Here is an 18329-nt window from a genome sequence, read left to right on the forward strand (position 1 = left end):
CAAACTACGTCGGGAACAACAAGCCCCGAGGCTTCATGGCCAACCAAACGTCCACGAAGTGCTGAGACAGGAAACGTCCACGAAGTGCTGAGACAGGAAACGTCCACGAAGTGCTGAGACATCAACTGTCCACGAGGTGCTGAGACATGACAGGCCCCCAATAGGGCAGTTACGGAGCAACCGATGGGTGGCTGACGACGGCGGCTGTCGCCTCGGCGATCGCGCGCTCCTCATCCGTGGGCACCACGAGCACCGGGATGGCCGAGGACGGCGAGGAGATCACGCGGGGTTCCTTGGAGCGTTCGCGGTTCAGGCCGTCGTCGAGCTGCACGCCGAGGGCGCCCAGCCGCTCCGCCACGAGGGCGCGGAACTGGTGCGAGTTCTCCCCGATTCCGGCCGTGAAGACCAGGGCCTTCGCCCCGCCGACGGCCACGTGGTAGCCGCCGATGTACTTCGCGAGCCGGTAGGACGCGACGGCGAGCGCCATGGCCGCCCGGGCGTCGCCGGCTTCCGCGGCCTCCACCACGGAGCGCATGTCGTTGCTGCCGGCCAGGCCCTTGAGCCCGGACTGGCGGTTGAGCATGGCGTCGAGGTCCTCCGGGGACCAGCCGGCCCGGCCGAGGAACACGAGGATGGACGGGTCCAGGTCCCCGGAGCGGGTGCCCATCACGAGGCCCTCCAGCGGGGTGAAGCCCATGGAGGTGTCCACGGACTGCCCGCCGCGGATCGCGGTGACCGAGGCCCCGTTGCCGAGGTGGGCGATGACGGCGTCGAACTCCTCCAGCGGGACGTCCAGCAGCGCCGCCGCACGGTGCGCGACGTATTCGTGCGAGGTGCCGTGGAAGCCGTAGCGGCGGATCCCGTGGTTGGCGTAGAGCTCCTCCGGCACCGCGTAGCGCCAGGCGTGCTCGGGCAGGGTGCGGTGGAAGGCGGTGTCGAACACGGCGACCTGCGGCATGTCCGGCCACTTCTTGGAAATTGCGCGGATGCCGAGCACGTTCGCCGGGTTGTGCAGGGGCGCGAGCGGGTTGAGCCGCTCGATGGCGCGGGTGATCTCGTTGTTGATCAGGACCGGCTCGGCGAAGCGCTCCCCGCCGTGCACGACGCGGTGGCCGACGGCGTCGAGCACCCGGTTGCCCAGGGCCGCGTGGATCTCGGCATCCACCTGTTCCAGCGCCTCGGCGTGGTCGCGGGGGCCCTCGATCTGGCCGTCGCCCTCGCCGCCGGTGCCCATGCCGATCTTTTCGACCAGCCCTTCGGCGAGCACACTGCCGGCCTCGACGTCGCGGACCTGGTACTTGAGCGAGGACGAACCTGAATTGATAACGAGCACGAGCATGGGGCCTCCTACGCCTTGGGTTCTGCGCTGACCCCTGGGGGCGCGTCGGGACGGGCAACACGGCGGAGCCTGGCGGAGCGCTCCATGGGACCCACTATAAATTGCCGGACTATCTTTTGCCGGAGCGGCAGGGCGCCAATCCGTTGCGTAAGCCGCGGCGGGCGCCTAGAGTCGGCGGAGCAACTGGACCACTCACGAAGGGACTTCCATGACCGACGACGCGACGCAGCCAGACAGCACCCAGCCTGAGGGCACCGACCAGGACAGCACGGCCAGCGGGTCCGGGAAACCGGATCCCACCGGCGTCGAAGGCGCGAACCCGGCACTGGACGACACCGGGGACCTCAAGGCCGCCGAGACCGGAGAAGCCCCCAAGGCCCCGGAGAACCTGGAGGACCTGGACCTCACACCGGCGGGCCTGGCCAATGAGCCCGCCAGCCAAAAAGATCCCGACAGCACGGCGGAGCCGGAAAACACTGACTAGGCATGCGCGGCCGCGGACTTGGCGTCCGCGGCCGGCTCGGCGGCCGGCTCCGCTGACTGCGCCTGGATGGCCGTGATGGCCACCGTGTTCACGATGTCCTCCACGGTGCAGCCGCGCGAGAGGTCGTTGACCGGCTTGCGCAGGCCCTGCAGCACGGGCCCGACGGCGACCGCCCCGGAGGACTGCTGGACCGCCTTGTAGGTGTTGTTGCCCGTGTTGAGGTCCGGGAAGATGAAAACGGTCGCCTGCCCGGCCACGGACGAGCCCGGCATCTTCGACTCGGCAATGGCGGCGTCGACGGCGGCGTCGTACTGGATCGGCCCCTCCACGGCGAGGTCCGGGCGGCGCTGGCGCACAAGCTCAGTGGCCTGGCGGACCGCGTCCACGGCCTCCCCGGCGCCCGAGCCGCCGGTGGAGTAGGACAGCATGGCCACCCGCGGCTCCACGCCGAACTGGGCCGCGGTTTCCGCCGAGGCCACCGCGATGTCCGCGAGCTGCTCCACGTTGGGCTCCGGGTTCACGGCACAGTCGCCGTAAACCAGCACCCGGTCCGGCATCAGCATCAGGAACACGGACGAGACGATCTTGACGCCGTCGCGCGTCTTGACGAACTCCAGCGCCGGCCGGATGGTGTGCGCGGTGGTGTGGGCGGCACCGGAGACCATCCCGTCCACCACACCCAGCTGGACCATCATGGTGCCGAAGTAGCTCCCATCCAGCATGACCTCCAGGGCCTTGGCCAGGTCCACACCCTTGTGCGCCCGCAGCTCCGCGTATTTCTCCGCGAACCCCTGCCGCAGCTCCGAGGTGGCGGGGTCGATGATGTTGATACCGGAGAGGTCGATGCCCTGGGTGGACGCGAGCTCCCGGACATCGGATTCGCGGCCCAGCAGGGTCAGCTCGCAGACGTCGCGGCGGTGCAGGATTTCCGCGGCACGCAGGATGCGGACATCCGTGCCCTCCGGCAGCACGATGTGGCGGCGCTCGGACCGGGCCCGCTCGATCAAGTCATGCAGGAAGCGCAGCGGCGTCATCCGTTCCAGCCGCGGCAGGTGCAGCCGCTCCAGCAGCTCGGCCTCGTCCACCCGGCGGGCCCACAGGCCCAGGGCCGAGGCGACCTTGCGGCGGTGCCCGGACCAGATCTCGCTCCGCACCTCGGAGACCCGCTTGGCGGTCACATAGGTGTCGTCCGGGGCGGCGAAGATCGGGAACGGGGCCTGCGCCAGCAGTGAGTAGATGGTGGGATCCGGGGCCAGGCCGCCGGTGAGGATCAGGGCAGAGGGCACCGGGAATTCCGGCGAGAACGACGACGCCAGGCACGCGACGAGCACGTCGGCGCGGTCACCGGGCACGATCACCAGCGCGCCGTCGTCGAGCACGTGCAGGAAGTTGGCCACGCTCATGGCCGCGACCTTCACGGAGCGGACGTCGCGTTCCAGATCGGCGAGGCCAGCCACCTGGCCGATCCCCATGGCGGCGGCGACCTCGCCGGTGGTGGGCCGGGCGATCTCCTCCAGCTCCGGCAGCACGTACACGGGACGGCCGGAGGCGCCCGGGCGGACCTCGGCGGCGATGGCCTCCAGGTCCTCCGGGTCGGCGCGGTTGACCATGATGGCCAGCAGCGTGCACCGCTCGGCGACGAGTTCCTTGCGGGCCACCTCGACGGCGTCGACGGTCTCCGCGACCGTGCGGCCCTTCGCGCCGACGACGGCGACGACCGGGGCGGCGAGGTTGTTGGCCAGCCGGGCGTTGAGGTCGAACTCGACGGCGGCGTCCTGACCGGTCAGGTCCGTCCCCTCCACGATCACGACGTCGCAGTGCCGGGCCATCTCCGCGAAGATCTCCACGCAGCGGGTGTCGATCTCCTCGCGCTTGCCCTCGGCGAGCAGGCTGCGTACCTCGGCGAAGGTCAGCCCGCCGCGGCAGCGCTCGTCGCCGAGGTTGAACCGGGCCTTCATCAGCGCCACCATGGGGTCCGAGGCGGGGTCGTGGCCATTGACGACGGGCTTGAAGAAGCCGATCCGGTCCGCATGCCGGTGCAGGGTGTCCGCCAGTCCCAAGGCGATGAGCGACTTACCGGAGCCCGGGGTGGTCGCGCTGACGTAGATTCCTTTGGCCATGGTTCGCCCTTTGCTGTGAAGTGGTGCTGCTTCCCTCCCAGCCTACTTTCTCTTGCCGGGGGCCGCGTGCCGGGCGGCGTTTCGGGTGGTTTCCGGCCGATTTCCGGCTCCCGGACGGTGTCCGCCGACAGCTTCATACGCCCGCCAACTCTTGACAGTGACGACCAAATGGGATTACCTAATGAACATTCGGTAAATAAAGCTGGAGGCAATGACGCATGGCTGAACTGACGATTTCCGGTGACACCCACCCCATCCTCAAAGACGACCCCGCCTCGGAATGGATGGGCATCGAGGTAGTGGCGCTGGACGACGGACATGCCACGATCCGCATGACGCTCCGGCAGGAAATGCTGAACGGCTTCGGCATGGCCCACGGCGGAATGATCTTCGCCTTCGGCGACACCGCTTTCGCACTGGCCTGCAACCCGGCCAACCCGGGCCCGGCCGACGAGGGCAACATCACTGTGGCGTCCGGCGTCGATATCAACTTCCTCAAGCCGGCGTTCCGCGGCCAGGTGCTGACCGCCGTCGCCAACCGCCGCGCCAGCACCGGACGCAGCGGCCTCTACGACATCCAGATCTACGCCGCCGACCCCGTCACGGGCGCACCGACGTCGGCACCTGCCGCCGTCCCGGCCGCCGTCGTCCCCGCCACGGCGCACGCCGCCACGGTGCCGGGCGAACTCCCCACAGACCTCCCCCCGGGCGAACTCGTCGCCGAGTTCCGCGGCCGCAGCCGCACCATCTCCAAGAAATAGAAACAGGGAACCCCAGATGACCCAAGAAACCGTCGCACCCACCAGTGATGCTGTCCTGGACCGCGAAGAAACCATCTCCCGCGACGAGCTCGAGGCCTTGCAGCTGAGCCGCCTGCAGCACACCGTGGCGTACGCCTACGACCGCGTTCCCCTGTACAAGCGCAAGTTCGACGACGCCGGCGTCCACCCCACGGACCTCCGCGAGCTCTCCGACCTGGGCAAGTTCCCCTTCACCACCAAGGAAGACCTCCGCCTGGAGTACCCCTTCGGCATGTTCGCCGTGCCGCAGCACGAGGTGGCCCGCATCCACGCGAGCTCCGGCACCACCGGCCGCGCCACCGTCGTCGGCTACACCAAGAAGGACCTCGCCGACTGGGCCAAGCTCGTGGCCCGCTCGCTGCGCGCCTCCGGCGTCCGGCCCGGCATGAAGGTCCACAACGCCTACGGCTATGGCCTGTTCACCGGCGGCATGGGCGCCCACGCCGGCGCCGAGGCCCTCGGCTGCACGGTCATCCCGATCTCGGGCGGCCAGACCGAACGCCAGATCACCTTGATCCAGGACTTCAAGCCCGACGCGATCCTGGCCACCCCGACCTACCTGCTGACCATCGCCGACGCGATGATGAAGCAGGGCATCGACCCGGCCTCCACCTCGCTCAAGTACGCCGTGCTGGGTGCCGAGCCGTGGACGGAGGAGATGCGCCACGAGCTCGAGGTGACCATGAACATCAAGGCCTGCGACATTTACGGGCTCTCCGAGGTCATGGGCCCGGGCGTTGCCGGCGAGGCCGTGGAAACCCAGGACGGCAGCCACATCTGGGAGGACCACTTCCGCCCCGAAATCATCGACGCCTTCGACCCCTCCGTGGTCCTGGGCGACGGCGAACACGGCGAGCTGGTCTTCACCTCGCTCACCAAGGAGGCGCTGCCGATCATCCGGTACCGCACCAAGGACCTCACCCGCCTGCTGCCCGGCACCGCCCGCCCCGCGCACCGCCGCATGGGCCGCATCACCGGCCGCAGCGACGACATGATCATCCTGCGCGGCGTGAACCTGTTCCCCTCGCAGATCGAGGAGATCGCGCTGCGCATCCCGGAGCTGAGCCCGCACTTCCAGCTCGAGCTCACCCGCCCGGAGGGCCAGCGGATGGACCAGTTGACCGTCAAGATCGAACGCCGCGAGTCCGTCACGGTCGAGGGCGTCGCCTCGGCGGCCAAGGTCCTGCAGCAGCAGATCAAGATCCACGTCGGCTCCTCCTGCACCGTCGACGTCGTCGAGCCCGGCTCCCTGGAGCGGTCCAACGGCAAGCTCCGCCGGATCTACGACCTGCGCCCCAAGGCCTGACCATCTGAAGTCCAGCCCGCCGGACGGCCCGCCAAGGCCGCCCCGGCGGGCTGACTGATCTCCTGATCGTGAGAAACTAGCGACTATGCCCACAACAGCAACCACCACCAAACGCGGCCGCCCCGGTTATGACCAGCAGTCGGTCCTGCTGATCGCTGTGGACGTCTTCAACCGCCATGGCTACGACGCCACGTCCATGGGCATCCTCGCTGAAAACCTGGGCATCTCCAAGTCCGCCATCTACCACCACGTGCCGTCCAAGGGCGATCTCCTGAAGCTCGCGCTGGACCACGCCCTGGGCGGCCTCGAGGCGATCCTGGACCAGCCGCAGGCCCAGACCGGCACCGCCGAGGCGCGGCTGGAGTTCGTCCTGCGCCAGACCATTTCGGTGCTGGTGGAGCGGCTTCCGTTCGTCACCCTTCTGCTGCGGCTGCGGGGCAACACCGAAATCGAACGCGACGCGATGGAACGCCGGCGCACCTTCGACCACAAGGTCGCGGCCCTGATTTCCGCCGCCCGCGACGAGGGGTCGCTCCGCCAGGACATCGACCCCCGCACCGTCACCCGGCTGCTGTTCGGCACCATCAACTCCATCGTCGAGTGGTACAAACCCGGCGGCTCCCTCTCCCCCGAGAAACTGGCCGACGACGTCATCACCATGGCCTTCCACGGCCTCCACGTCCCGCAGTAGGCCGGCCCCGCCGGCCCTGCACCGCGCGCCTCCCGACGCCCGCGGGTCAGGGTCCGGGACAGCGGTCCGGGGGCAGTTTAAGGGCCGCAGCACGGGTTTCTCCCTCTAATGCCGGCGTGCCCGTGTCAAAGTGCCCCCGCACGGCCGACGACACGTGATGGCTCCTCCCCCGCCCATTGACGGCGTCCGAACCCGGGCCCCGCGGTGAGGACGGCGCCCCGGCCGGCGGACCAGCCCACGGACGCAGAGCGGCGCCCCGCTGAGCCGGGACGCCGTGATTCTGTCAGGTGATCAGAACTCGGTCAGAGCTGGTAGTCAGCTATCGAAGTGATGTTCTCGTGGACGCAGAGAATGTTGTGCTCGGAGTCCATAAACCAGGCGCACTTCTCGGAATCTGTTGTACAAATGTGGTTCTCAGTCTTGAGATTGGGAAGGTCGTAGTCCTGGAACTGGACGCCCTTGGACTCCAACTCCTGGACAGCCCGTTCGATCTCGGAGACTTCGAAACTCAGGGTCGTGTGCTCGGAATGTTTACCGTCCCTGACGGGCATCAGCTGCAGCATGGGGCCGCCGTCGGTGCCGAATAGGTCGCTTCCGTCCTCTGCCACGCCACGGTGCGGGAGACCCAGAGCCTCTGCATAGAAGCGGTGGGCACGCTCAACATCATCGACCGGCAGGACTGTTGTGGCTTTGTTCAAAACTAGGGTCATAACGCCACCTCCTACGTTGAAAATTTTACGCCGGAGCGGGTCGGAAAGAGCCTGCAGATTCCATGCCAACGACCGACGCTCCCGCACCTCCGGCAGCCAAACGACCGACGCTCCCGCACCGAATGCGGGAGCGTCGGGATCGGAACCGCCAGAGATGAGGGAGCGTCGGGACCGGAACCGCCAGAGATGCGGGAGCGTCGGAGGTGGCTACTTCTCTACGAGGGTGAGGACATCGTAGGTGGCCACGATTTCGTCGTTCTGGTTGGTCAGGACGGCGTCCCAGGCCACCTCGCCGTACTCGTCGGTCTCGCGCGGGGTGATCTTCTTGGCGGTCAGGGTGACCCGGATGGAATCGCCTGCAGCCACCGGAGTGATGAAGCGAAGGCTCTCCAGCCCGTAGTTCGCCAGCACGGGGCCCGGAGCGGGCTCCACGAAGAGCCCGGCGCCCCAGGCCAGCAGCAGGTAGCCGTGTGCGACGATGCCCGGGAAGAACGGGTTCGCCTCGGCGGCCTCCTGGTTGGTGTGGGCGTAGAAAGTGTCGCCGGTGGTGTTGGCGAACTTCGTAATTTCATCCAGGGTCACTTCGCGGAGCTCGGATCGGATAGCGTCCCCGATGTGCAGGGTGCTCAGGTGCTTCCGGAACGGGTGCTGGCCCTCGGTCTCGACCGTGAAGTTGCGGTCGGCGCCGGTGTGCCAGACGCCGGTGACCGCGGTCAGCATGTTCGGTGAGCCCTGGATGGCGGTGCGCTGCATGTGGTGCAGGACGGAGCGGATGCCGCCGAGTTCCTCGCCGCCGCCGGCGCGGCCCGGGCCGCCGTGGACCAGGTGCGGGACCGGTGAGCCGTGGCCGGTGGAGCTGCGGGCATCCTCGCGGTTGAGCATGTGCACGCGGCCGTGGTGGGCGGCGATGCCGGTGACCAGTTCGCGGGCGACCGCGGGGTCGTTCGTGCAGACCGAGGCGACGAGCGAGCCTCCGCCGCGGGCGGCGAGGCGGACGGCGTCGGGCAGGTCCTTGTAGCCGATCACCGAGGAGACCGGGCCGAAGGCCTCCAGCGAGTGGACCTCGTCGGCTTCCGGATCCGCCCAGCTCAGCAGCACAGGGGACATAAAGGCGCCGTCGTCGACGACGCCGACCGTCCCGTCCGCGCTGGTGACCTTCGGCGAATCGAGCGTGCCGTACGCGAGTTCGCCGCCAGCGTCGAGCATGGACTGGACGGCTGCGCGCACATCGGCGAGCTGCTCAAGGGACGCCAGGGCGCCCATGTTGACGCCCTCGGCGCGCGGGTCACCGAGGACCACACGCTCTTGGATCCGCTCCCCCACGGCGGTGATGACGTCCTGCACCAGCTCCTGCGGCACGATGGCCCGGCGGATCGAGGTGCACTTCTGGCCGGCCTTGGCAGTCATTTCGGTGACGAGGGACTTGATGAAGGCGTCAAACTCCGGGGTGCCCTTGACGGCGTCCGGGCCCAGGATCGAGGCGTTCAGGGAGTCGGTTTCCGAGGTGAAGCGGACCCCGCCCTTGACCACGTTGACGTGGGACTTGAGCGTGTTGGCGGTCGATGCGGAGCCGGTGAAGGCCACGATGTCGCGGTAGTCGAGGTGGTCCAGCATGGTGCGGACCGAACCGGAAATCAGCTGCAGCGAGCCCTTGGGCAGGATGCCGGACTCGATGATGGCCCGGACCACGGCGGCGGTGACATAGCCGGTGGGGGTGGCGGGCTTGACGATGGTGGGCACGCCGGCGATGAACGCCGGGGCCAGCTTCTCGAGCATCCCCCACACCGGGAAGTTGAAGGCGTTGATCTGCACGGCGACGCCGGGAATGCGGGTGTAGATGTGCTCGCCGGCGAAGGAACCGTCCTTGGACAGCACCTCCATGGGCCCGTCCACGATCACCTGGGCGTTGGGCAGTTCACGCCGGCCCTTGGAGCCGAAGGTGAAGAGCACGCCGATTCCGCCGTCGATGTCGACCATCGAGTCGATCTTGGTGGCGCCGGTCTGGGCGGAGAGCGCGTAGAACTCCTCGCGGCGGCCGTTCAGGTACTGCGCGAGCTCCTTGAGCTTGAGCGCGCGCTGGTGGAAGGTCAGCTTGCCGAGTTCCGCCTGGCCGGTGGTGCGTCCGTAGTCCACGACGGCGGCGAGGTCCAGTCCCTCGGTGCTCACCTTGGCGAGGAGTTCACCCGTGCTCGCGTCCAGGACGGACGCGGCGCCGGCTGCGGAGCCGGCGTCGGGAGTCCACCAGGAATCCCGGATGAAGCTGGGAACGATCTCGACAGTGTCTACTGTGGGTTCCGGAGCAGTTGCAGTGGTGGTCATCGTTGACGGGTCCTTCCAACAGGGGCAAGATCAACACGGCCAGCATTACTGACCGTCCGTTCGGTAATATGTCTACAGTACATGAATGAGGCCTGCCGCACACTAGCTGCGGCGGCACTGACCCGCCGGAACCCCTGGATTTCCGGCCACAGAGGAGACGTTATGACGCCCGAGCCCCGCAGTACCGAGCTGTGGAAGATCACTCTCGGCGAACTCGACGAGAAAATGGGCGTGAAGATCGTTGAGGAATCCGTCGAGCGGGTCGTCGCAACGATGCCGGTGGAGGGCAACCGGCAATCCTTCGGGCTGCTGCACGGCGGCGCGTCGCTGGCGGTCGGAGAGGCCGTGGGCTCCTGGGCCGCGGTCATCCACGCCAGCACCCTGGGCAAGACCGCCGTCGGCGTGGACGTCTCCGCCACCCACCACAAGTCCGCCCGCGAGGGGCTCATCACGATCATCGCCACCCCGATCCACCTTGGCAGCACCGTGACCACCCACGAGGTGCTGATCAACAACGCCGCCGGCGAACGGCTCTGCACGCTGCGGATCACCAACCTGCTGCTGGACCGCAAGGGCTGAGCGGGCGAAGGCTGCGGGGGCGGGGACTGTGGGGGCTGACGGCCGAGGCAACGGGGGGCGAACCCGCCGAGGTCGCCGGAAAGCTGCCCAGTCGCCGGATCCGCTCGGAGCCAAACCGCCGAGGTCGCCGGAAAGGTGCCGGGTCGCCGGATCCGCTCGGAGCCAAATCGCCGAGGTCGCCGGAAAGGTGCCGGGTCGCCGGATCCGCTCGGAGCCAAATCGCCGAGGTCGCCGGAAAGGTGCCCAGTCGCTGTAAGGCTACGGCGACTGGGCAGCCTTCCGGCGAACCCGGCCAGCACGAGCCCGGGTCCGGCGGGTGCCGGTCCGTGGGCGGGAGCAAAGAATCCCGCCGGCTGCATCCAAACGGGGCCGCCGGCCGGTAGTAACGGTGTAAGCAAATCACCGCCCGGATTCGGGCAACTCAACGAGGAGTTTGAAATGCGCAAAACCGTATATGCCGCCGGGGCCCTGTCCATGGTGGCGGCACTCGCCTTCGCCGCCCCGGCCCAGGCCGGCGGGAATCACGACGGCGGCAGGCACCACAGCGACGATGCCCTCCTGTCCGTTTTGCATGGCGTCCCTGGCCTCACCGTGGATGTGTGGGTGAACGGCGAGCTCACCCTGGACGACTTCGAGCCCGGCACCCTCGCGGGCCCGCTGAAGCTCGACGACGGCAGCTACGAGATCGCCGTCACGGCCGCCGACGCCACGAGTGCCGACAGCCCGGTAATCGGCCCGGTCAAGGTCCATCTCGAGGAGGGCCGGAACTACACCGCCGTTGCGCACCTGGATGACTCCGGGGAGCCCACTGCGACCCTGTTCAAGAACGACACCTCGGCCAGCCCCAAGGGCGAGGGCAAGCTGACGGTCCGGCACGTGGCCGCGGCGCCCGCCGTCGACGTCCTGGCCGGCGACACCGCGGTGATCGAGGACCTGGAGAACGCCGAGCAGGAGGTGCTGACGCTGGAGGCCGGAACGGTGCCCGCCGCGGTTGCGGCCGCTGGCACCACCGAGGCCCTGATCGGCCCGGCGGATGTCCCGGTCGAGAAAGGCAAGAACACGATTGTGTACGCCTGGGGCAGCCTGGAGGACGACACCCTCGGCGTTGCGGTCCAGGTGGTCGACTCCAAGCGGCACGGCCACGACCGCTGAGCGGTCCGTCCGGTCCTGAAGCGGCCCGGTCCTGAAGAGCGCACCGGCCAGCGGCGCCTACGGGCAGCACCCACCGGCAGCGCGTCCCACACGGATGCGCTGCCGGTCCGGCGTACACCGATCCCGCCCGCTGATGTAGGGCCGATGGACCCGGTAGGCCCCGGACCCGGACTGTTAGCTTGGAAGGGCTGATTCACCCGACACCGCCGGGTAAGACCGGTCTCACCGGAAGGGATCCACCATGCTCTCAGACACCTCACTTCCCGTCATCAAGGCAACGCTGCCCGTCGTCGGCGAGCACATCGAGGAGATCGCCAAGCGCTTCTACAAACACATGTTCGAGGCGCGGCCGGAACTCCTGGACGGACTCTTCAACCGGGGGAACCAGGCGGACGGACGCCAGCAGCAGGCACTCGCCGGGTCCATTGCGGCGTTCGCCGGGCTGCTCGTGGACAACGTGGACCAGGTCCCGGACCACCTGCTCTCACGGGTCGCCCACAAGCACGTCTCGCTTGGGCTGAGCCCGGACCAGTACCAGATTGTCCACGACCACCTGATGTGGGCCATCGTGGATGTGCTGGGGGACGCCGTCACGCCCGAGGTCGCCGCAGCCTGGGACGAGGTCTACTGGCTGATGGCGAACATGCTCATCAACAAGGAACGCGGGCTGTACAACGCGGTGCACCTCACGCCGGACACGATCTGGCGCACCTGGCGGGTGGCCGAGCGGATTCAGGAGACGGACGACGTCGTCCGGTTCGTCGTCGAGCGCGTCGATGAGCGCGAGGTCAAGCCGTCCCTGCCGGGGCAGTACGTCACGATCAAGATGCGCATGCACGACGGCGTGCACCAGCCCCGGCAGTACAGCCTGACGAAGGCCGACGACGGGCAGCACCGCCAGTTCGCGGTGAAGCGGGTCCGCGGACTCGGGACCCCCGACGGCGAGATGTCCAACCTGCTGCACAACGAGGTCCGGGTGGGCGACGAGGTGGTGCTCTCGGCGCCCTTCGGCGACGTGGTGATGGAGTACACGGACCGGCCCCTGGTGCTGGCCAGCGCGGGGATCGGGATCACCCCGATGGCCGGCATGCTCTCGCACCTCGTCAAGTCCGGCTCCCAGCGGCAGGTCATGCTGCTGCACGCCGATGACAGCGAGGAGTCCTTCCCGCTCCGGGGGCAGGTCCGGGAGGATCTGGCCGCCCTGCCGGACGGGACGCTGAAGACCTGGTTCCTGAACACCACCGTGGGCGGAACCGCGGCCGGATCCGAGTTCTCCGGCTTTATGGACGTCGGAGCGGTGGACCTCCCCGACGACGCCGAGTACTACCTCTGCGGTCCCCTGCCGTTCCTGAAGTCCGTCCGGAGCGCGCTGGTGGCCGGCGGCGTGCCGGCCAAGGACATCCAGTACGAGGTGTTCGGCCCGGACCTCTGGCTCGCCGACTTCCAGTAGGCGGTTAACGGTTCGCTCGAAGCCGGGCGGAGGCTGGGTAACTCCGCCGGCGCCGCGCAGCGGTAGTTAGCGGGCCGCCCGGCGCCGCGTGGCGGCCAGCAGGACACCGCCCAGCAGGAGCGCTCCGCCGGCAAGTCCCGCCGTCGGAAGGATTGAGCTGGCGCCGGTGTCGGGCAACTGGCCGGAGGCGGCCGGAAGGACGGCGGGCGGCGCGGCCGGAAGGACGGCGGGCGGCGCGGCCGGAAGGACGGCTGCCGTGACTACCGGCTCTGCCGGGACAGGCTCCGACGGCGCCGCCGTTGGGGCTGCGGTAGGCTCTACGGGCTCTGCAGGGGCAACGACCGGAGCGTCAACGGTGAAGGTCCGGGTGGTGGCGGGGCTGTCCACCTTCCCGGGGGATGTTTGGACGGCACGGATGGTGAGCAGGCCGGCCGCGGGTTCCTTGAGGGGGATGGACCATTGGCCGTCCGCCCCGACGACTGCGGAGCCGCTGACATCGCCGGTGAGTTCTACCGTTAGCCCGGGGGTTCCGGTGCCGTCGATGCGGGCGGCGGCATTCAGTGCCGCCCCTTCGGCTGGCGTTGTGATCGCCGGTGCGTTCAGGTCAGAGACGTTGACGGTCAGGGAAACTGCGCCGGAGCGGCTGAATCCGTTCACCGTCTCCGCCGTAAACTTCAGCTTTCCGCTGGTGCCGGGTGCGGTGTAGGCCCAGTTGCCGTCGGCATCGACCGGCACTTCAACCGCGTTCTCGTCAACGGTGATGCGGACACTTGAGCCGGCGGCAACGGCAGACGCCGGGGAGGCCGGGACCCGGCCCATGATGGGTCGGCCCGCCATGACAGTCAGGCCTTCCGGCGCCACGAGCCTGGGCTTGTTCAGGAACAGCTGGAGTTGCACACCGTTCGGAACCTTGGTGAGGGCATCCTCGAGGGTGGTGGCGATGGCGAATTTCTCTCCGGACGTCTCGCCGGCCGAATGGGTGCCCACGGCGAAGTTTCCGCTGATCCAGGGTCCGCCGGAGTCTCCCCCGCGGGACTCGACGTTCTTGGACAGGAAGCCGCGGAAAGCCCGCAGGTCCGCGGCTGCGGTGGTTCGTCCGGCCGCCACGTAGATGCCGGTTTCCTCCACCTGCCCGCAGGACCAGCCCTCGGTGCGTCCGGAGCGGCACACTTCCTGGCCCTGGAAGGGCGCAACCGTGCCGATGATCTTTACGGCGGTGGCGCCGGGGTTCGCTGCGTCGGCCCAGGTGCTCGCGGCCGGCTGCAGTTTGATTCCGCCGTCGAGCTCCTCGATGACGGCGATGTCGGTACCCACGTTGCCGGGGGATTCTTCCGTGCCGGTGATCCAGGAGTTGTTCGGTCCGCCGAACTGGCTGAAGCCAAAGCTACCAAGCGGGGCGAGCGTGCCGGGCAGGGGCGCCGACCCTCCCGCAACGGCGGAGGCCGGCGGTTCCAGCTCGGCGGTCCTTGCCGTGCCGTCCTCGGCGCAATGCCCCGCCGTCAGCACGACCGGACGTCCTGCACCGCTGAACGCGCCAAACCCCGTTGAGCAGATGGTCCGCCGGTCAATGGCGAACCCCTCCCCGCCAAAAACATCCGCCTCCGTGGTGACCGGGGAACCCTGCTCCAGCTCAACATTGGCGTACCGGGCCACGAACGCAGCCGGGGAGATCTTCCCGGCCGCCGTGGCCGCCGTCGTCGGGGCAGCTTGCTGGTCCGGGGCCGGCGGCAGGCCTGCTTCGGCCATGTTCGTGCCGCCGGTGCGGATGATGAAGCTTCCTCCGGAGTAGGCTACGGCCTGCAGTCCGGCGGTCCCGACCTCGCGCACGTAGGCCTGGAAGAGCTGCTCGGTGCTGGACGCCAGCAGTTCCGCCGCCGAGGGGGCGGCGGAGGGTGCAGCCGCCGGAGTGGTCGAGGGGTCAACGGTCGGTTCAGCGTCCGGAGCGGCGAGCACGAACTCTGCGGCGATCCCGGCCGTGTTCAGTTCCTCGACCCTGGCCTGCAGCTCGGCGCCGCCGCCTGCGACGCGAATTTTGCCGTCCCGCAGGCTGATCCCCACGTAGCCGGGCAGCACTTGCAGGGAAGGAAGCGCGTCGGCGGCGGTCCTGCCCAGCTGGCCGGCGGCGTTGAACTCCCCGAGGGTCATGCCCAGGTCGCGCCGGACGGCCTCCGCGAGTCCGGCGTCGCTGATGTCCGGAGCCGCTGCAGGCGCCGTCGCCGTCGCGAGAGCCGCACCACCCGCCGTCGTCTGCTCAGCCACCGCCGGGCTGGCGGCCACCGAGGGCGAGGCTGCAGAAACGGGTTCCGGCGCCCCGGCGTCGGCCATCGCAGGAACAGCGTGGAACGAGCCCGCAAGTGCCAGGGCGGCTACCGCGACCGCCCGCACTGTCAGCTGATACTTCGGAGTCTTCACCCGGCTACTCTAGCGCCCCAATTTGGCCAGAATGGCAGTGACCTCCGGGTCCGTTACCCCATTGTGGCGCAGGAACTCCCCGGTCTTCACGTGGCGCACAAACCGCAGCAGGCTTTCCCGCCGCGTTTCGAGCAGCGGCGCGAGAACCTCCTCGGGCAGATACCGCTCATGCGGATGCGGGACCGCCGACACCCGGTGGTGTTCGTTGATGCCCCGCATGGCGCGCTCATAGCCCCCGGCAATCGCGTCCTCGCCGGCTCCGACGAGGTCCTGGAGCATCGCCGCGATCATCCCGCTGCGGTCCCGGCCGGCCGAGCAATGGATCACGACGCCGCCGCGTGCCTTCGCCACGGCCTTGAAGACCCCGGCGAGCTTCTCCGGGAAGATCCGGACATTGTCCGCGTACGACGCCGGATCGTTCAGGTAGGGCACGCAGAGCTCGCGGAATTCGCTGTTGCCGGGGTCCTCGGTGGGGGCGTGCACGACGTCGAACGCCGCCAGGATCCCGGCGCTCACCGGGGGATCAGTATCGCGGCGGCGGATCTCGTCCGGGTTGCGGAGATCAATCACCGTCCGGATGCCGCCGTCGTAAGCCTGCTGCCAGCCGGCGTCGGTAAGCCACTCGCGGCGGCCCATCCGGAACACGCTGCCGGCTACGTGCCAGGCGTTGACGGCCCCGTCCCAGTCCATGGCTCCGGGCACGGTCGCGCCTGGCACGGCCGGCCCCCGGGTTTGGCCGCCGGGCGGGGCAGGAATCGTCATCCTGAAAGCTAAGCACACGTACTGGCGCCGATCCACGGGCTGGATCCATGAAAGTTACCCACAACGGGACTATAACCATGGTGCGGGGCGCAGGCATCCGCGTAACGTAGCGGTGAGCCCGGTAGCCTCCGGGCTCTTTTCAGCTCGCCGGCCACCGGGACTGACACCTCGGCGCGGGGACTGAACCTACGTGCTACTGAGGGGAACACCATGGGAAATCTGAAACTTCGACGCCGGCGAACGGCCCTCGCGGCCGGTCTCGCCACCCTGGCCATGGCGGTCGGTGCGGCGGCGGTCCCGGCGCAGGCCGTGGACAAGACCAAGTACATCGCACTCGGCGACTCCTACGCCGCCGGGCAGGGAGCGGGACCGTACCTGGACAGCTGTTACCGCAGTGACAACACCTATTCCGAGCTCGCCGCTGACACCAAGGCCATCAAACTGGTCAAGAACGCGGCCTGCAGCGGCAAGACGACCCAGGAAGTCGTGAGCACCCAACTGCGCCAGCTGAACAAGAGCACGGAACTGGTGACCATCACGGCCGGCGGCAACAACCTCGGGTTTGGGGCCATCGTCACGGCTTGCGGCGCGGTCATGGTCAACCACACCGAGGCGGCGGCTGCGGCGTGTGATAAAGCCAGCGCGGACGCGGCGGCCATGCTGGGCAGCGGCCAACTGGCAGCGGAGGTGGGCTCGATGATCCAGAGTGTGAAAGCCGCCGCGCCCAACGCCAAGATCGTGGTGACCGGCTACCCCTACCTCTACGACCCGGTACCCGTCTCGGGCGATCCGATGTCCGTGTTCATCAACAAGGCCAAAGAGCTGGCTGACGGGCTGAACTGGGCCATCTACGCTGCCGCCGGGACCGACGCGACGTACGTCGACGTCACGACTGCTTTCGCCGGCCACGGCATCAACTCGCTGACGAACGACCCGTGGATCAACGGAGCCACCGGCACCGCCGACGGCTTCCATCCGACCGCCAAGGGCTATAAGGCGTACTTCGCCGCCCTGAACGCGGAAAAGATCTATTCGGCCCGCTAGCGAGGCTTAGTCCGACTGGCGCCGTCAAGGTGCCGCCTGGTCCAGGCTGGCCGGCCTCTTACCGCCGGGCCAGCCTGGACTCCAGGGCGTTCCGGACCATCGGCCACTCGTGTTCCAGGATGGAAAACACCACGGTGTCCCGCAGCGCGCCGTCGCTGCTGCGGGTGTGGCTGCGGAGCACACCGTCCTGTTTGGCGCCCAGCCTTGCGATCGCCTCGCGGGACTGGTGGTTGAGCCAGTGCGTCCGGAACTCGACGGCGGGGCAGCCCAGCGTTTCGAAGGCGTGCCGCAACAGGAGCAACTTGGAGTCCGGGTTGCTGCCGCTGCCGTGCGTTGACGCCGCGTTCCAGGTGGAGCCGATCTCCACCCGGGGCGTGGCGGCGTCGATGTTCATATAAGTGGTCATGCCGATCACGCGGCCCGCTCCGCCGGTGGCGCGGTCAATCAGCCGCGTGGTGAAGGGCAGCATGGAGCCGCTGTCCTGCAGGGCCAGGCGCCGCTCAATCTCGGCGGCCATCTGCTCCGGGGCGGGCACACTCGTGTACCAGAGGCGCCACAGTTCGCCGTCGCGGGCCGCCTCGACGAGGCCGTCGTGATGGTCCGGGCTCAGCGGCTCGAGGACGACGAACTTGCCGGGCAGGGTGATGGGGGCGATCGCGGGCCGGTCCAAGGAAGTCACCGCACCATCCTACGGGCGGTCGTTCTGGTTAGGCTGGGGCCATGATCACAGTGACCGGCACCGTCCATACCGCCCTTGAGCCCGCCCGGGCCTTCGACTACCTGTCAGCGTTCGAGCACACCCCGGAGTGGGACCCCGGGACCCCGGTGGTGGACAAGCTCTCCGACGGGCCGGCCGCCGTCGGGCACCGGTACCACGCGGAGGCCGAGTTCCGCGGCAAGCGCCAGGCGCTAATCTACGAGGTGACCGAGCTGACGGCGAACCGCATCACGCTGCGCGGCGAGAACAAATCGGTCATCTCCGTGGACACCATTGACGTGTCGCCGGCCGGGACGGGCTCCGAGGTGAAGTACACGGCGGAGTTCCAGCTCAAGGGCTTGCTCAAGGTCGCCGAACCCTTTGTCCGGCCGGCGTTCCGCTCCCTTGCCGGCCCCGCCATGGACGGCATGAAAAAGACCCTCGACTCCCTGGCTGCGTCGTAG

General features: G+C 68.5%; 16 protein-coding genes. 9 read left to right on the plus strand and 7 right to left on the minus strand.

Annotation, left to right across the window (positions count from 1 at the left end; translation table 11 throughout):
* Window positions 1–169 precede the first annotated feature (169 nt).
* Window positions 170–1339, minus strand: coding sequence for an acetate kinase (locus ABIC21_RS17145; protein ID WP_354351588.1), 1170 nt, complete (start codon window positions 1337–1339; stop codon window positions 170–172).
* A 208-nt stretch (window positions 1340–1547) separates the two neighbouring features.
* Between ABIC21_RS17145 and ABIC21_RS17150 the strand changes: the two genes are divergently transcribed.
* Entirely contained in the window at window positions 1548–1823 is a 276-nt protein-coding gene (locus ABIC21_RS17150) for a hypothetical protein (protein WP_354351589.1), read from the plus strand.
* Here the strand turns inward: ABIC21_RS17150 and pta are convergent.
* Window positions 1820–3943 carry a phosphate acetyltransferase gene (gene pta, locus ABIC21_RS17155; RefSeq protein WP_354351590.1) on the minus strand — a complete coding sequence of 708 codons (2124 nt, stop codon included), beginning with the start codon at window positions 3941–3943 and terminating at the stop codon, window positions 1820–1822. The genes ABIC21_RS17150 and pta overlap by 4 nt on opposite strands.
* A 218-nt stretch (window positions 3944–4161) precedes the next feature.
* Between pta and ABIC21_RS17160 the strand changes: the two genes are divergently transcribed.
* The 3 genes from ABIC21_RS17160 (at window position 4162) to ABIC21_RS17170 (ending at window position 6740) form a co-directional block, all read left to right on the plus strand.
* Window positions 4162–4704, plus strand: coding sequence for a hotdog fold thioesterase (locus ABIC21_RS17160; protein WP_354351591.1), 543 nt, complete (start codon window positions 4162–4164; stop codon window positions 4702–4704).
* A 16-nt stretch (window positions 4705–4720) separates the two neighbouring features.
* Complete coding sequence (paaK, locus tag ABIC21_RS17165; RefSeq protein WP_354351592.1) at window positions 4721–6049, plus strand: phenylacetate--CoA ligase PaaK; 1329 nt, start codon at window positions 4721–4723, stop codon at window positions 6047–6049.
* An 85-nt stretch (window positions 6050–6134) separates the two neighbouring features.
* Window positions 6135–6740, plus strand: a complete 606-nt coding sequence (locus ABIC21_RS17170) for a TetR/AcrR family transcriptional regulator (RefSeq protein ID WP_354351593.1) — start codon at window positions 6135–6137, stop codon at window positions 6738–6740.
* Window positions 6741–7042: 302 nt separating this feature from the next.
* Here ABIC21_RS17170 and ABIC21_RS17175 read toward each other — a convergent pair whose 3' ends face one another.
* Window positions 7043–7450, minus strand: coding sequence for a VOC family protein (locus ABIC21_RS17175; protein ID WP_354351594.1), 408 nt, complete (start codon window positions 7448–7450; stop codon window positions 7043–7045).
* 207 nt (window positions 7451–7657) lie between these two features.
* On the minus strand, window positions 7658–9769 hold the full coding sequence (paaZ, locus tag ABIC21_RS17180; protein WP_354351595.1) for a phenylacetic acid degradation bifunctional protein PaaZ: 2112 nt from the start codon (window positions 9767–9769) through the stop codon (window positions 7658–7660).
* Window positions 9770–9931: 162 nt separating this feature from the next.
* Here paaZ and ABIC21_RS17185 point away from each other — a divergent pair, with 162 nt between their 5' ends.
* From ABIC21_RS17185 to ABIC21_RS17195, 3 genes are all read left to right on the plus strand, one after another.
* Window positions 9932–10348, plus strand: coding sequence for a hotdog fold thioesterase (locus ABIC21_RS17185; protein ID WP_354351596.1), 417 nt, complete (start codon window positions 9932–9934; stop codon window positions 10346–10348).
* A 438-nt stretch (window positions 10349–10786) separates the two neighbouring features.
* The gene (locus ABIC21_RS17190; RefSeq protein ID WP_354351597.1) at window positions 10787–11500 is read left to right on the plus strand and encodes a DUF4397 domain-containing protein; all 714 of its coding nucleotides are present in this window, start codon (window positions 10787–10789) and stop codon (window positions 11498–11500) included.
* Window positions 11501–11741: 241 nt separating this feature from the next.
* Window positions 11742–12950 carry a globin domain-containing protein gene (locus ABIC21_RS17195; protein WP_354351598.1) on the plus strand — a complete coding sequence of 403 codons (1209 nt, stop codon included), beginning with the start codon at window positions 11742–11744 and terminating at the stop codon, window positions 12948–12950.
* A 66-nt stretch (window positions 12951–13016) separates the two neighbouring features.
* Here the strand turns inward: ABIC21_RS17195 and ABIC21_RS17200 are convergent, their stop codons facing one another.
* Window positions 13017–15362 carry a S1 family peptidase gene (locus tag ABIC21_RS17200; RefSeq protein ID WP_354351599.1) on the minus strand — a complete coding sequence of 782 codons (2346 nt, stop codon included), beginning with the start codon at window positions 15360–15362 and terminating at the stop codon, window positions 13017–13019.
* A 9-nt stretch (window positions 15363–15371) separates the two neighbouring features.
* Window positions 15372–16052: a tyrosine-protein phosphatase gene (locus ABIC21_RS17205; protein WP_354351680.1), complete on the minus strand. Its 681-nt coding sequence runs from the start codon at window positions 16050–16052 to the stop codon at window positions 15372–15374.
* A gap of 282 nt (window positions 16053–16334) precedes the next feature.
* On the opposite strand from ABIC21_RS17205, the gene ABIC21_RS17210 reads away from it, so the two are divergent.
* Entirely contained in the window at window positions 16335–17168 is an 834-nt protein-coding gene (locus ABIC21_RS17210) for an SGNH/GDSL hydrolase family protein (protein WP_354351600.1), read from the plus strand.
* A 58-nt stretch (window positions 17169–17226) separates the two neighbouring features.
* On the opposite strand, the gene ABIC21_RS17215 is transcribed toward ABIC21_RS17210, so the two are convergent.
* On the minus strand, window positions 17227–17847 hold the full coding sequence (locus tag ABIC21_RS17215; RefSeq protein WP_354351601.1) for a GNAT family N-acetyltransferase: 621 nt from the start codon (window positions 17845–17847) through the stop codon (window positions 17227–17229).
* A gap of 41 nt (window positions 17848–17888) precedes the next feature.
* Between ABIC21_RS17215 and ABIC21_RS17220 the strand changes: the two genes are divergently transcribed.
* Window positions 17889–18329, plus strand: coding sequence for an SRPBCC family protein (locus tag ABIC21_RS17220; protein WP_354351602.1), 441 nt, complete (start codon window positions 17889–17891; stop codon window positions 18327–18329).

The sequence above is a fragment of the Pseudarthrobacter sp. PvP090 genome (assembly GCF_040547365.1).
Lineage (GTDB): Bacteria > Actinomycetota > Actinomycetes > Actinomycetales > Micrococcaceae > Arthrobacter.

Coding starts and splice junctions, on each gene's coding strand:
- ABIC21_RS17185 (WP_354351596.1), top strand. CDS start 9,932: ATGACGCCCGAGCCCCGCAGTACCGAGCTGTGGAAGATCACTCTCGGC.
- ABIC21_RS17175 (WP_354351594.1), bottom strand. CDS start 7,450: ATGACCCTAGTTTTGAACAAAGCCACAACAGTCCTGCCGGTCGATGAT.
- ABIC21_RS17205 (WP_354351680.1), bottom strand. CDS start 16,052: ATGGACTGGGACGGGGCCGTCAACGCCTGGCACGTAGCCGGCAGCGTG.
- ABIC21_RS17195 (WP_354351598.1), top strand. CDS start 11,742: ATGCTCTCAGACACCTCACTTCCCGTCATCAAGGCAACGCTGCCCGTC.
- paaK (WP_354351592.1), top strand. CDS start 4,721: ATGACCCAAGAAACCGTCGCACCCACCAGTGATGCTGTCCTGGACCGC.
- ABIC21_RS17150 (WP_354351589.1), top strand. CDS start 1,548: ATGACCGACGACGCGACGCAGCCAGACAGCACCCAGCCTGAGGGCACC.
- pta (WP_354351590.1), bottom strand. CDS start 3,943: ATGGCCAAAGGAATCTACGTCAGCGCGACCACCCCGGGCTCCGGTAAG.
- ABIC21_RS17210 (WP_354351600.1), top strand. CDS start 16,335: ATGGGAAATCTGAAACTTCGACGCCGGCGAACGGCCCTCGCGGCCGGT.
- ABIC21_RS17190 (WP_354351597.1), top strand. CDS start 10,787: ATGCGCAAAACCGTATATGCCGCCGGGGCCCTGTCCATGGTGGCGGCA.
- paaZ (WP_354351595.1), bottom strand. CDS start 9,769: ATGACCACCACTGCAACTGCTCCGGAACCCACAGTAGACACTGTCGAG.
- ABIC21_RS17170 (WP_354351593.1), top strand. CDS start 6,135: ATGCCCACAACAGCAACCACCACCAAACGCGGCCGCCCCGGTTATGAC.
- ABIC21_RS17160 (WP_354351591.1), top strand. CDS start 4,162: ATGGCTGAACTGACGATTTCCGGTGACACCCACCCCATCCTCAAAGAC.
- ABIC21_RS17145 (WP_354351588.1), bottom strand. CDS start 1,339: ATGCTCGTGCTCGTTATCAATTCAGGTTCGTCCTCGCTCAAGTACCAG.
- ABIC21_RS17220 (WP_354351602.1), top strand. CDS start 17,889: ATGATCACAGTGACCGGCACCGTCCATACCGCCCTTGAGCCCGCCCGG.